Source organism: Aequorivita sp. Q41, assembly GCF_039831855.1.
Taxonomy (GTDB): Bacteria; Bacteroidota; Bacteroidia; order Flavobacteriales; family Flavobacteriaceae; genus Aequorivita.
The window spans coordinates 1,682,197-1,694,698 of record NZ_JBDPMS010000001.1; the positions used below are offsets into that span (position 1 = coordinate 1,682,197).

Sequence of the window (12,502 nt, forward strand, 5' to 3'; positions counted from 1 at the left end):
TTTTCAAAGTTACCTTTATAGTGCAACACAAAACCCCACCTTTCTCTTATGGCAAATATAACTTTGTTTTCTCAAATCATCTCAAAGCTCGACCGTGGCATTTTCAATAAACTGGTCGATCAAAGAAAAACTGATAAACATCAAAAAGGCTTCACTAGCTGAACTCACTTGGTATCGATGCTTTTCTGCCAGTTCGCAAAGTGCCAATCTGTTCGGGATATCAGTAATGGTCTGCGTTCTGTTACCGGCAATCTCAACCATATGGGGATAGAAAAGGCCCCTTTAAAATAATCTATCAGTTATCAGAACAAAAGACCGGATTGGGAGCTTTTTAAGGATTACTATTATTCCCTCCTGGGAGGTCTAGGATAGCAAGTGCATATAAAACGTGTGAAGTTCAGGATAAAATCAAAAATATTCCTACTTGATCGTTCTACGGTAAGCCTATGCCTGAGGTTTTTCGACTGCGCCAAGTACAAAACGGCCATAGGCGCCATAAAGATGCATACCCTATTGGATTACGACCGGAACCTGCCCGCTTACGTCAATATAACCAATGTTAAAACGGCCGATAACAAAGGGGTCTATGATATTCCATTGCTCAAAAGAAGTGTCATCGTTGCCGATAGGTTCTACAATGACTTTTCCCTACTAAAGGTCTGGGACACCAACGAGGTGTTCTTTGTTGTCAGGCACAAAGAAAACATCCAATACATCACAATCAAAGAAAACGGCCTCCCCGGTAACAGCCCGAACATATACATATCGATGAGATTATAGCCCTTACGGGCACAAAATCAAAAGAAAAGTATCCGAAACGGCTTAGCAGGATAGCAATATACGACCCAGTCAACAAACAACAAATTGAACTGATCACCAACTAAATATCTTGGACAGCAAACACGATAAGTGAACTTTATAAGGCCAGGTGGGAAGTGGAAAACTTCTTTCGTGAGATAAAGCAGTTGTTAAATATCAAATCGTTCATCGGAACAAGTGAAAATGTCGTGATGATACAAATATGGACTGCACTGATAACTTTACTGGTCTTAAAAGCCTTAAAGGGAATGACAAAACACAAATGATACCTATCAAATCTGGTCGCCCTTATCAGGTTGAACCTTTTTGTGAAAGTAAACCTGAAAAAATGGCTCGACACCAATTTCAAGACCATCCGCCACCTAAACAAAACATAATACAGGGAGTCCTGTTCTGAAAAAGCTTAAAAGGATAGCTTTAGGTCAATCAAAACAGTAAATTTATTCCATCAGAAAAACGTTTAAGACAGAATTGGTTTCAAATCTGATTTCAGGTTTTTCAGGAGGGAGTAAACGATAAGGCTGGCCACTAGGCTCTCTAAAGACCTTAGAATCAGTCAGGGTATTTGGAATTGACCTGACCATTATAGCTTTTGAATGCAATAATTCATGTTTCCAATCAATCTAATGGTTTATGAAGATTGCTTGGAATTGCATCCGTCAATCTTAATCTTTTGTTAAAGTAATAAATTATAAATGAACGTTCATTCTTTTTGGTATATTTGCACTGTAAAACCAAATTAAAATAATGAAACATCTAATATTTACGCTGATAAAAATATTACTATCTCTCTTTATGATCTACGGAGGGGTACAGCATTTTGTGAAACCGGATTTTTATTCACCGTTTGTCCCTTCATTTTTACCATATCCAATAGCTGTAATTTATGTTTCAGGCATCATTGAAATTGTTCTAGGTTTCGCATTGTTAGTAATCAAAAAATACGCTAAACTGGGAGCTTTGGGCGTCCTGGTTTTAATGATCTTATTTTTACCAATCCACATCTGGGACGTGTTTTCCGAAACACCAGCGATCGGTAGTCATGACGCCGCCTTGATCAGACTGCCGATCCAATTTGTACTAATTGCTTTGTCTTGGAAAGTCTATAGCATATTAGCCATTAAAAAAATATAATGAATATCCATATGATTAAGAAAGAAAAAATAAAGGATAAAAAAAGTGCCCTACTGAACGCAACCCTAACTTTGGTCAATGATCATGGTTTTCATGATGCCCCAATGTCCAAAATTGCAAAACTTGCGGGAGTGGCACCGGCGACCATCTACCTTTATTTCAAAAATAAACAGGATCTGATCAACAACCTTTACCTTGAAGTGAAGGCATCTTTTAGTGATTGTGCTTTTAAGGGATACCATAATACTATGCCTGTTAAAAAAGGTTTTGAAATAATTTGGTACAATATTGCGGATTATAAATTAAATCTAGTAAATGAAGCTGCATTTTTATCGCAATGCGATAATACTCCCATGATAGATGAAGAGATTAGGAAAGAAGGGTTAAAGCATTTACAGCCCCTACTCGATTTATGGGATCAAGGGAAAAAGGAAGGTATCATTAAACCTCTTTCAATCTTTGTCCTTTACGCTTATACCATATACCCCTTGACATTTTTAATGGCTATGCAGGAAAGAAACCTGTACACGTTGAACACAAAAGTTTTAGACGAAACTTTTCAAGCTGCTTGGGATGCCATAAAATTGTGATATTTTTTTATCTAAAATAAAGAACGAACATTCATTTATAAATATAATAATGGAAAACAAAACAATCCTTTTAAACGGTCTACAAGAAATTCTTTCCGCAACTTTCGCTGGTGCTGAACAGCATTTGGTACATGCTACTATCAACGAATACAACGGGTTCCCAAAATTGGCTCAACGTATGCGATCAGAATTTGAAGATGAAATTTCGGATACCAAAATTTTGATGAGCAGAATTTTAGATTTGGGAGGAACACCAAACACGAAACATCAAACCCTACCTATTCATTCGGATGTAGCGAAACAGCTCGAACAAGAGCTCACCGAACAGCTTATTGCAATAAAACGATTGGAAGAGTTAATAGCACTGTCTGAAAACGACGGTGCAACCAGAATGGTTTTCGAGGACTTCCTAAAGGACGAAGACTTGCATACTAGATGGCTAAAACAACAAATTAGTTTGATGAAAAACGTCGGTGTTGCAAATTATTTAACAACTCAAATATAGGTAGTAAAACATAGTTCATTAAGGAACAAAATAATTTAATAATCAACTAAAAATAATAATCATGAAAAAATTATATACAGCTAATGCAATTGCAACGGGTGGTCGAGAAGGTCGCGTCAAATCGGATGATGGAGTGTTGGATTTTAAAGTGGAGATCCCCAAGGAAATGGGAGGACGCGGTGGGGCATTTACCAATCCAGAACAACTTTTTGCTGCAGGTTACGCTGCTTGTTTTGATAGTGCATTAAACCTTGTGGCTCGTACACAGAAAATAAAGCTAAAAGATACTAAAGTAATTGCATCCGTCAGTATAGGACAAAATGATGATGGAGGTTTTTCGCTTGCTGTCGATCTTTCCGTATCCATTCCTCAAATAGAAAGAGAAACTGCACAAAAATTACTTGAACAGGCGCATCAAGTGTGTCCCTATTCCAATGCAACCAGAGGCAACATTGAAGTTAATTTAAGTTTAGTATAAAAATTATCAACATGAATAAAATAATCCTTTTAAACAATCGCCCTACTGGAAAACCCCAAGCCTCCGATTTTAAATTCACAGATGAAAATAAGCCTGAGATAGCCAAGGGGGAAATTCTTCTGAAAACTAAATTCGTATCGGTGGATCCGTATTTGAGAGGACGAATGAGTGATGCAGAATCGTATGTGGAGCCTTTCAAATTGAATAAGCCTATTTCATCTGGTTGTATTGCCGAAGTTGTCGAGTCCAAAAATAAATCCTTCAAAAAAGGAGACTTTGTATCTGGTTCTTTAGAATGGAAAGAGTACCAAGTTTCAAACGGTAATGGACTTTTAAAAATAGATGCGTCGATAGCCCCGTTATCCACTTATTTAGGAATTTTAGGAATGACTGGTTTAACCGCTTATTTGGGGTTAACGGAAATTGGATTGCCAAAAAGAGGTGAAACCATAGTGGTGTCCGGTGCTGCTGGTGCGGTTGGTAGTGTTGTTGGTCAAATTGGAAAAATACTGGGTTGCCACGTAGTTGGAATTGCAGGTACTGATGAAAAAGTTGCGATGTTAAAATCAAAATTTTATTTCGATGATGCCATCAATTATAACACAACTAAAGATATAAACAAAGCAATTGCCACTGCTTGCTCCAAGGGAGTTGATGTTTACTTCGACAATGTTGGGGGTGATATTTCAGATAATGTACATGCCAACATTAATAGGTTTGGTAGAATTATCGTTTGCGGAGCCATTTCTGCCTATAATGAAATCTCTGTGCCAATAGGTCCTAGGGTAGAACATTTTTTGATTAGGAAAAGTGTACTCATGCAAGGTTTCATCATTGGAAATTATGCGGAAAAGTTTCCGGATGGAATAAAACAATTATCAAAATGGCTTCAGGAAGGAAAGCTATCCTATACGGAAACTATTGTTGAAGGTTTTGATACAATCCCCCAAGCATTTATAGACCTTTTTGAAGGAAAAAATACAGGTAAAATGATTGTAAAAATATAGTCATAACATGATTGAATTATTTAAATAAAAAAAATATGAACTCAAATTATAAAAATATATTTTCTCCTTATTCTTTTCCCGTTTCTGGTGTAGAAATCTCGAATCGGATAGTACTAGCTCCCATGACCACCTTTTCTGGTAATGATGATGGAACAACTACAGATGCCGAAGTGGCCTACTATCGTGAACGGAACGAATCGGCTGGGCTTTTAATAACCGCTTGTGCCTATGTAATAAGTCATGGTAAAGGTTTTCATGGTCAGATAGGTGCCGATTCTGATGCATTAATTCCAAGTTTGAAAAGGATAGCTGATGCTTTGAAAGCAAATGGGAATAAAGCTGTACTTCAAATATATCACGGGGGAAGAATGTCTCCTCCCGAAGAACTCGTTGATGGACAATCTATAAGTGCTAGTGCTGTAGCGGCCAAAAGAGAAGGTGTACAAACTCCTCGAGAAATGAAGGCAACTGAAATAGAGGAAACAATTGTAGCTTTTGGTGAAGCTACCCGTAGGGCAATAGAGGCTGGTTTCGATGGGGTAGAAATACATGGAGCAAACACGTATCTTTTACAACAGTTTTTCTCGCCCCATTCCAATCGTAGAACAGATAAATGGGGAGGAGATTTGATGAAGAGAATGACTTTCCCTTTAGCAGTAGTTGATGCTGTAATAGAAGCAGCAACACTTTCATTGCATCCATTTCTTGTTGGATATCGAATTTCACCTGAGGAAATGGAAAACCCTGGTATCATAATGGAAGATACACTTCATTTCGTGGAAGCACTTTCAAAAAAACAATTAGACTACCTACATGTTTCTGTGATGGATTTTTGGGCAGGTTCAATGCGGGATAAAAAAGATACAGAGGCTCGTGCCTTACTAATTGCAGCTAAAGTAGGTCATATACTACCCGTTATTGGTGTAGGTAGTATTCACACTCCAGAAGAAGTAGAAAGAGTTCTTTCTGTTAACATTCCATTGGTAGCAATGGGCAGAGAACTTTTAATGGAACCACATTGGTTGACTAAAGTAAAAAACAATGAAGTTGAGCAAATCAGTACAGAACTAGATGTAAGTGCTCAAGATGTATTGAAGATACCTACTCCTCTTTGGAATGAACTTATTTCGAGGACAGGTTGGTTACCATTAAAAAAACAATCAACAAGATCTATTTAATTTATAAATATCTAAAACAGAAGTAACATGAACAATTTTGAATTTAAAAATCCAACAAAAATATTATTTGGAAAAGGCCAAATTGAGAATCTATCAAAAGAAATTCCCGAAAACTCAAAAATACTAATGCTTTACGGAGGTGGAAGTATCAAGAAGAACGGAATCTATAATCAGGTAAAAGAAGCTCTTTCAAATTATGAAGTGGTGGAATTTGGCGGAATTCCAGCTAATCCAGAATACAGCGTCTTGATGAAAGCCTTAAAACTGATCAAGAATGAAGATATCGACTGTTTACTGGCCGTTGGAGGAGGGTCTGTCATCGATGGTACAAAATTCTTATCGGCAGCTGCCCTTTACAAAGGCGATACCCCTTGGCATTTATTGACCGATAATAAACCTATAACCGAGGGAATGCCTTTTGCTACGGTTTTAACCTTGCCTGCTACCGGTTCTGAAATGAATTCCGGGGCGGTCATTACAAGGGAAGAAACAAAAGAGAAATTGGCCATGGGAGGACCAGGTCTTTTTCCTGTATTCTCAATTCTTGACCCACAAGTAATACAATCCATACCGAAACGTCAGTTGGCCAACGGGATTACAGATGCTTTTACTCACGTTTTAGAGCAGTATATGACGTATCCTACAGGAGCATTATTGCAAGATCGCTTTGCTGAAAGTATTTTACAAACGTTGGTAGAAATTGCACCTGCTATTATGAAGGACCCAACGGATTACAAAGCGGCATCCAATTTTATGTGGAGCTGTACAATGGCGCTGAACGGACTAATCCAACAAGGAGTTCCTGGGGATTGGGCAGTACATGCCATGGGACATGAATTAACGGCATTGTATGGCATTGATCATGCAAGAACATTGGCCATTGTGGGTCCAAACCATTATCGATACAATTTCGAAAGTAAAAAAGTGAAATTGGCACAGTATGCAGAACGTATCTGGAACATTGAAGAAGGAACAGTCGAGGAAAAAGCCAATATAGGAATTGAAAAAACCGAAGATTTTTTTCACTCTTTAGGAATTGACACTAAGCTTTCGGAATACACCGATGACTATTCGGAAACGGGAAGGATTGTTTCAAAACGCTTTACAGATCGTGGATGGACTGGCCTAGGAGAACATAAAACTCTATCCCCTTCCGATGCCGAAAAAATCATAGAAATGAGTTATTAACATTTTAACCTAGAAAAAATGAAAACAAGAACAATTGGAAAAAGTGATTTAAAAGTATTTCCCATTGGTCTGGGAGCCATGGGCATGTCGGAATTCTACGGAAAAACTGATGAAAAACAAAGCATTAATACATTACATAAAGCAATAGATATTGGAGTCAATTTTATTGACACGGCAGATGTTTACGGTATAGGAGCTAACGAAGAGCTTCTTCGAAAGGCCTATAGTGACCGTTGGAATGATTTGGTGCTGGCTACAAAGTTTGGATTTGTACGAGATAAGAACAATCCGGAGGTGAGAGAACTAAGTGGTTCACCTGAGTATGTAAAAAGTTCTTGTGAGGCAAGTTTAAGACGATTGGGTCGTGATGTAATCGATTTGTATTATTTACATCGTGTAGATCCCAAAACGCCTATTGAGGAAACAGTTGGGGCAATGGCAGAACTGGTTAAAGAAGGAAAAGTTAGATATATAGGGCTTTCAGAAGTCTCAGGCGATACGCTAAGGCGTGCCAATGAAGTTCACCCTATAACCGCGGTGCAGACCGAGTATTCCATTTGGTCTCGTGATGTAGAGAAAACTACAATGTCCGTTATTGAGGAATTGGGCATTTCATTGGTGCCTTACAGCCCATTAGGCAGAGGTTTTCTATCAGGAAAAATCAGGGACACCTCAGAACTATCCGAGAATGATTTCCGACATACCGTGCCGCGTTTTCAAAAAGAATTCTTTGAAAGCAACAAAACACTTTTAAACCGAATTGAGCAGTTAGCTGATAAGAAGAAAGTAACACCTGCACAATTGTCTTTAGCTTGGTTATTACACAAAGGAGAAAATATAATTCCTATTCCCGGTACCAAACAAGAGAAATACTTGATTGAAAACACCAAAGCTGTTGACGTAGAGCTTACTCAAAATGAGATGCTGTATTTAGATGATACATACAGCACGGTGGCTGGCGAACGCTACAATGATATGGGAATGAAATTTACTAATTTATAGTAGTTTTTTTTAAACCAGAAAAGATGAAAACAAGAACAATTGGAAAAAGTGATTTAAAAGTATTTCCCATTGGCCTGGGAGCTATGGGTATGTCTGAATTCTATGGGGAAACTGATGAGAAACAAAGTATTAGAACTTTGCACAAAGCATTGGACATTGGAGTCAACTTTATAGACACGGCAGATGTTTATGGCATAGGTGATAATGAAGAATTATTGCGTAAAGCCTATAGTGACCGTTGGAAAGATTTGGTGTTAGCTACAAAGTTCGGGTATGTGAGAAATAAGGAAAACCCTGAAGGACGACAAAGAAATGGTTCACCTGAGTACGTGAAAAGTGCTTGTGAAGCAAGTTTAAAACGATTGGGGCGCGAAGTAATCGATTTGTATTACTTACATCGTGTAGATCCCAATACGCCTATTGAGGAAACAGTTGGGGCAATGGCAGAGTTAGTGAAAGAAGGAAAAGTTAGATATATAGGGCTTTCAGAAGTCTCAGGCGATACGCTAAGGCGTGCCAATGAAGTTCACCCTATAACCGCGGTGCAGACCGAGTATTCCATTTGGTCTCGGGATGTAGAAAAAACAACAATGTCCGTTATTGAGGAATTGGGAATTTCATTGGTGCCTTACAGTCCATTAGGAAGAGGTATTCTAACAGGTAAGATCAGCGACACCTCAGCATTATCCAAGAATGATTACCGGCATACGGTGCCTCGCTTTCAAAAAGAAAACTTTGAAAGTAACAAACGACTTTTAAGTAGAATTGAGCAGCTTGCTGATACTAAAAAGATAACACCTGCACAATTATCTCTGGCCTGGTTATTAAATAAGGGAGAAAATATAATTCCTATCCCCGGTACCAAGCATGAGAAATACTTAATTGAAAACGCGAAAGCTGTTGACGTTGAACTTACTCAAGATGAGATGCAGCATTTAGATGATACTTACATTTCGGTGGCTGGCAAACGCTACAATGATATGGGAATGAAATTTACAAACTTATAATAAGATCTTAAAATACAGAAAAAATGAAAAATGAAATATTAGATGCAGTTAACCCTGCATCGCAACAGATATTTGAACATGTTGAGAGTACGCCCAAAAGCAAACTTCCAAAAATGGTAGAAAAGGCTGCGCAGGCTCAAAAGAAATGGGCGGCACTAACCTATAAAGAACGAGGTATATATCTAAAAAAATTAAAAAATCTCGTTATCGAACGAGCTGAAGAAATAGCAGAAACCATCTCAAAAGGTATGGGAAAACCTTTGGTAGAATCATATTTGTTTGGTGTTAACCTAGTGGCAGAAGACCTAGAAGAATATAGTGAAAAAGCAGGAATATATCTGGCGGATGAAGATGTACCAACACCAGAATATCTTGGAGAAAATAAAAAAGCGCTTGTACGTTATACTCCTCGTGGAGTGGTAGCCGTTATTGCTCCATGGAACTTTCCGTTTGGTCTAGCAATGTCCCCTGTAATCACAGCCCTAGCGGCAGGAAATTCAGTGGTTTTAAAACCAACGTCTGCAGTTCCGATGATAGGAAAGGTAATTGAAAAACTGTTCAACGATACATTTTCTGATTTTGATGGCTTGGCACAAGTTGTTCATGGAAAAGGTAGTTTGGGAAGTGATTTAGCTACAACCAAAGGGATAGATTTTGTTGCCTTTACAGGTTCTACACAAATAGGTCGTCAACTTCAAAAACAATTGGCAGAAAACTTAACACCTTCTTTGTTAGAACTTGGAGGTAGTGATCCTTTAATTGTTACGGATGATGCTAACTTAATTCGTGCTGCAAAAGCTACTGTATTCGGCCGTTTTTCCAATAACGGACAGATATGTGAAGCAGTAAAACGCGTGTATGTTAATGAAAAAGTTGCCGATGCTTTTATTGCAAATGTTAAAAAGGAAGTCGAAGTACTTACCTCTGGGGAATACACCACACCTTCAAATGATGTTGGTCCATTGGCTAATGGCAGGGGTGTCAATACCATGAAGGAGCAATTACAAGACGCATTGGACAAAGGTGCGGAACTAATTGCAGGTGGTTTCCCTGAGAATGACGATACTTTATTCTGGCCAGCAACGGTTTTGACTAATGTAAATCACAGTATGCGTGTTATGCACGAAGAAGTGTTCGGACCAATATTGCCAATTCAAATCGTAAAGGATGATGAAGAAGCCATTGCATTGGCTAATGATTCTGAATATGGTCTAGATGCTTATGTGTTCAGTAGTAATATGGAAAGAGCTCATAAAATAGCAAATCAGTTACAGGCAGGTTCTGTAGATATTAATGAAGTATTGGTTCATTATGCGGTATCGGGAATACCATTTGGAGGTGTGAAAAACTCTGGAATCAATCGTTATCACGGAAAAATAGGTCTGCAGTTATTCGCGAATTATAAAGGTATGGTGATAGACAGTGGAGAGAAAGATACTGAAGCACTTTGGTTTCCATATTCTGAAGAAAAACTACAAGGAGCTAAACAGCTTTTGGAACAATTGAAATAAAACAATGATTAATAACTAAAATTAAAAGAAATGAAATTAAAAAATAAAGTGGTGTTTATAACTGGAGGAGCTTCGGGAATAGGTAAAGCTTCCGCCATCGCCGCAGCAAAAGAAGGAGCTACTGTAGTCATCGCCGATTTGGCAAGCTCGAAATACGAAGAAACTTTGGTGGAAATTGAGTTTAATAAGGTGCAAAGTTTATTTGTACCAATTGACGTTGCTAATGTCGAAAGTGTAAAAAAGGCAATTCAAACTACTGTTGAAAAATTTGGCAGATTGGATGTAGCTTTCAACAACGCCGGTATTGCGGGCTCTTATTCTGATATTCATGATCTGGAAGAGGAACAATGGCAACATATTATAGATGTTAATCTTACCGGTCAGTTTTATTGTATAAAATACGAACTACAACAATTTCTAAAACAAGGGGGAGGTATCCATTGTTAATATGGCTTCTATAGCAGGATTAAAAGCAGAGAACGGTTTGATCCCTTATACCGCGGCCAAACATGGAATGATGGGCCTTACCAAAAACATAGCGGTTCAATATGGAACACAAAACATCCGCGCCAATGCAATATGTCCCTATTACATAGAGACTCCCTTGTTAAATGATCTACCAGCAGAACTCCATTCCCAATGGGTCAATGGAACACCAATGAAGAGGTTGGGAGAAGCTGAAGAAGTGGCGAAGGCGTTTATATACCTTGCTTCAGATGATTCAAGCTATTGCAATGGAACTCATATTTTATTGGACGGGGGAGCCTTGGCCAGAATATAAATTAGAACATCCTTGTTGCATTACCATTACCCATTCCGGCAAGTTCGACAAGAATGTTTTCACCGAAACAATTATCAAATAGATATAATTAAATCAATAAAAATAACACCCAAATGGAAATATTAATCGTATTGACATCCCATGCATTATTGGGAAATACCGGGGAGAAAACCGGATTTTGGATAGAAGAATTTGCAACACCTTATTATTATTTAGTAGATAATGGCGCCAACGTTACTTTGGCTTCACCTGATGGAGGTCAACCTCCTATCGATCCTACCAGTGATAAACCGGAAAATCAGACAGAATCCACCAAACGGTTTAAAAATGACGAGGGATTACAGGAAAAACTAAGTAATACGATTAAACTGTCCGAGATATCTACCAAGGAATATGACGCAGTATTCTATCCAGGTGGTCACGGTCCTTTATGGGATTTGGCAGAGAGCGAAGTTTCGGCGAGGTTGATCGAGAGCTTTTATAACGCCAATAAACCTGTCGCCTTTGTATGCCATGCTCCTGCAGCCCTGAAAAATGTAAAAAATATTTCGGGGGAACCACTTGTAAAAGGAAAAAAAATAACTGGATTTACAAATTCAGAGGAAGAACTGGTTGGTCTTACCAATGTTGTACCTTTTCTTGTTGAAGATATGTTAAAGGAAAAAGGAGGTATATATAGCAAATCAAATGATTTTGAGGCCTATGCTTTGGAAGATGGATTGCTCATCACAGGACAAAACCCAGCCTCATCGCAAAAAGTCGCTGAACTATTATTAACCAAATTGGAATCTAAAAAATAGGTTTTCTGGTCATTCTCTGATGTAAACATCACAGGAGTATCTTCCTTCCTTTTCTATGAAGAGGAAGGAGGATCGACTAGAATACAGACTCATTAACAAATTAAAAAGAATTTATAGTTTATGATAAAAGTCGTAGCCAAGAATTTTGCTAAAGAAAATAAAATTGATAAAATTTTAGAACTGGCAAAGAAATTAGTGGGAAAAACAGTGAAAGAAGTAGGATGTATCAAGTATGAAATGTATCAAAATACAAAAGAGCCAACAGAACTGATAATGCTGGAAGAATGGGAAACTGTAGAAGATTTAAACAATCATATGTCTTCTCAACATTTTAAAAGAATAGTTCCTCAGATGGCTGAATATTTAAGAAAAAAGGCAGAAATTAATATCTACAAAAAAGTCATTTAGACTTTTTATAGAATGAAAGTAAATAAAACATGCCAATTGCTGCTTAAAGTATAGTACAAGAAAGATATAAATAAGGCCAAGTGTTTTTTTATTT

The 12,502-nt window shown here is 37.9% G+C and carries 16 protein-coding genes and 1 pseudogene; all 17 read left to right on the plus strand.

The features are described 5' to 3' along the window. Positions 1–48 precede the first annotated feature (48 nt). The 17 genes and pseudogenes from ABJ955_RS07735 (at position 49) to ABJ955_RS07815 (ending at position 12,408) form a co-directional block, all read left to right on the plus strand. A pseudogene (locus tag ABJ955_RS07735) lies at positions 49–291 on the plus strand (DUF4372 domain-containing protein). 99 nt (positions 292–390) lie between these two features. After that, positions 391–780 (plus strand): transposase, encoded by a 390-nt coding sequence (locus ABJ955_RS07740; RefSeq protein ID WP_347374010.1) that lies wholly within the window; start codon positions 391–393, stop codon positions 778–780. 155 nt (positions 781–935) lie between these two features. Beyond that, complete coding sequence (locus ABJ955_RS07745) at positions 936–1,085, plus strand: hypothetical protein (RefSeq protein ID WP_347374011.1); 150 nt, start codon at positions 936–938, stop codon at positions 1,083–1,085. Between the two features lie 481 nt (positions 1,086–1,566). Then, complete coding sequence (locus tag ABJ955_RS07750) at positions 1,567–1,953, plus strand: hypothetical protein (protein ID WP_347374012.1); 387 nt, start codon at positions 1,567–1,569, stop codon at positions 1,951–1,953. Next, positions 1,953–2,543 carry a TetR/AcrR family transcriptional regulator gene (locus ABJ955_RS07755; RefSeq protein WP_347374013.1) on the plus strand — a complete coding sequence of 197 codons (591 nt, stop codon included), beginning with the start codon at positions 1,953–1,955 and terminating at the stop codon, positions 2,541–2,543. Before ABJ955_RS07750 ends, ABJ955_RS07755 begins: the two co-directional genes overlap by 1 nt. 49 nt (positions 2,544–2,592) lie before the next feature. Further along, entirely contained in the window at positions 2,593–3,048 is a 456-nt protein-coding gene (locus tag ABJ955_RS07760; protein ID WP_347374014.1) for a ferritin-like domain-containing protein, read from the plus strand. A 61-nt stretch (positions 3,049–3,109) separates the two neighbouring features. After that, a complete protein-coding gene (locus tag ABJ955_RS07765; protein WP_347374015.1) occupies positions 3,110–3,526 on the plus strand; it encodes an organic hydroperoxide resistance protein in 417 nt (138 codons plus the stop codon). Between the two features lie 11 nt (positions 3,527–3,537). Next, entirely contained in the window at positions 3,538–4,533 is a 996-nt protein-coding gene (locus tag ABJ955_RS07770; protein WP_347374016.1) for an NADP-dependent oxidoreductase, read from the plus strand. Positions 4,534–4,568: 35 nt separating this feature from the next. Continuing rightward, a complete protein-coding gene (locus ABJ955_RS07775) occupies positions 4,569–5,711 on the plus strand; it encodes an NADH-dependent flavin oxidoreductase (RefSeq protein ID WP_347374017.1) in 1,143 nt (380 codons plus the stop codon). A gap of 27 nt (positions 5,712–5,738) precedes the next feature. Next, complete coding sequence (locus ABJ955_RS07780; protein ID WP_347374018.1) at positions 5,739–6,899, plus strand: iron-containing alcohol dehydrogenase; 1,161 nt, start codon at positions 5,739–5,741, stop codon at positions 6,897–6,899. 18 nt (positions 6,900–6,917) lie between these two features. Further along, complete coding sequence (locus ABJ955_RS07785) at positions 6,918–7,901, plus strand: aldo/keto reductase (protein ID WP_347374019.1); 984 nt, start codon at positions 6,918–6,920, stop codon at positions 7,899–7,901. A 23-nt stretch (positions 7,902–7,924) separates the two neighbouring features. After that, complete coding sequence (locus ABJ955_RS07790; protein WP_347374020.1) at positions 7,925–8,908, plus strand: aldo/keto reductase; 984 nt, start codon at positions 7,925–7,927, stop codon at positions 8,906–8,908. Positions 8,909–8,931: 23 nt separating this feature from the next. Further along, a complete protein-coding gene (locus tag ABJ955_RS07795) occupies positions 8,932–10,419 on the plus strand; it encodes an aldehyde dehydrogenase family protein (RefSeq protein ID WP_116769747.1) in 1,488 nt (495 codons plus the stop codon). A 30-nt stretch (positions 10,420–10,449) separates the two neighbouring features. Then, entirely contained in the window at positions 10,450–10,866 is a 417-nt protein-coding gene (locus ABJ955_RS07800; RefSeq protein WP_347374021.1) for an SDR family NAD(P)-dependent oxidoreductase, read from the plus strand. Positions 10,867–10,903: 37 nt separating this feature from the next. Then, the gene (locus ABJ955_RS07805) at positions 10,904–11,200 is read left to right on the plus strand and encodes an SDR family oxidoreductase (protein WP_347374022.1); all 297 of its coding nucleotides are present in this window, start codon (positions 10,904–10,906) and stop codon (positions 11,198–11,200) included. A 113-nt stretch (positions 11,201–11,313) separates the two neighbouring features. Further along, entirely contained in the window at positions 11,314–12,000 is a 687-nt protein-coding gene (locus ABJ955_RS07810; protein WP_347374023.1) for a type 1 glutamine amidotransferase domain-containing protein, read from the plus strand. A 120-nt stretch (positions 12,001–12,120) separates the two neighbouring features. After that, positions 12,121–12,408, plus strand: a complete 288-nt coding sequence (locus ABJ955_RS07815) for a putative quinol monooxygenase (protein ID WP_347374024.1) — start codon at positions 12,121–12,123, stop codon at positions 12,406–12,408. Positions 12,409–12,502: the final 94 nt, after the last annotated feature.

Excerpts from the sequence above, each read along its gene's own strand:
- ABJ955_RS07815 (WP_347374024.1), top strand. The coding sequence starts at position 12,121 with ATGATAAAAGTCGTAGCCAAGAATTTTGCTAAAGAAAATAAAATTGAT.
- ABJ955_RS07775 (WP_347374017.1), top strand. The coding sequence starts at position 4,569 with ATGAACTCAAATTATAAAAATATATTTTCTCCTTATTCTTTTCCCGTT.
- ABJ955_RS07800 (WP_347374021.1), top strand. The coding sequence starts at position 10,450 with ATGAAATTAAAAAATAAAGTGGTGTTTATAACTGGAGGAGCTTCGGGA.
- ABJ955_RS07795 (WP_116769747.1), top strand. The coding sequence starts at position 8,932 with ATGAAAAATGAAATATTAGATGCAGTTAACCCTGCATCGCAACAGATA.
- ABJ955_RS07765 (WP_347374015.1), top strand. The coding sequence starts at position 3,110 with ATGAAAAAATTATATACAGCTAATGCAATTGCAACGGGTGGTCGAGAA.
- ABJ955_RS07760 (WP_347374014.1), top strand. The coding sequence starts at position 2,593 with ATGGAAAACAAAACAATCCTTTTAAACGGTCTACAAGAAATTCTTTCC.
- ABJ955_RS07780 (WP_347374018.1), top strand. The coding sequence starts at position 5,739 with ATGAACAATTTTGAATTTAAAAATCCAACAAAAATATTATTTGGAAAA.
- ABJ955_RS07770 (WP_347374016.1), top strand. The coding sequence starts at position 3,538 with ATGAATAAAATAATCCTTTTAAACAATCGCCCTACTGGAAAACCCCAA.
- ABJ955_RS07810 (WP_347374023.1), top strand. The coding sequence starts at position 11,314 with ATGGAAATATTAATCGTATTGACATCCCATGCATTATTGGGAAATACC.
- ABJ955_RS07755 (WP_347374013.1), top strand. The coding sequence starts at position 1,953 with ATGAATATCCATATGATTAAGAAAGAAAAAATAAAGGATAAAAAAAGT.
- ABJ955_RS07785 (WP_347374019.1), top strand. The coding sequence starts at position 6,918 with ATGAAAACAAGAACAATTGGAAAAAGTGATTTAAAAGTATTTCCCATT.
- ABJ955_RS07790 (WP_347374020.1), top strand. The coding sequence starts at position 7,925 with ATGAAAACAAGAACAATTGGAAAAAGTGATTTAAAAGTATTTCCCATT.
- ABJ955_RS07750 (WP_347374012.1), top strand. The coding sequence starts at position 1,567 with ATGAAACATCTAATATTTACGCTGATAAAAATATTACTATCTCTCTTT.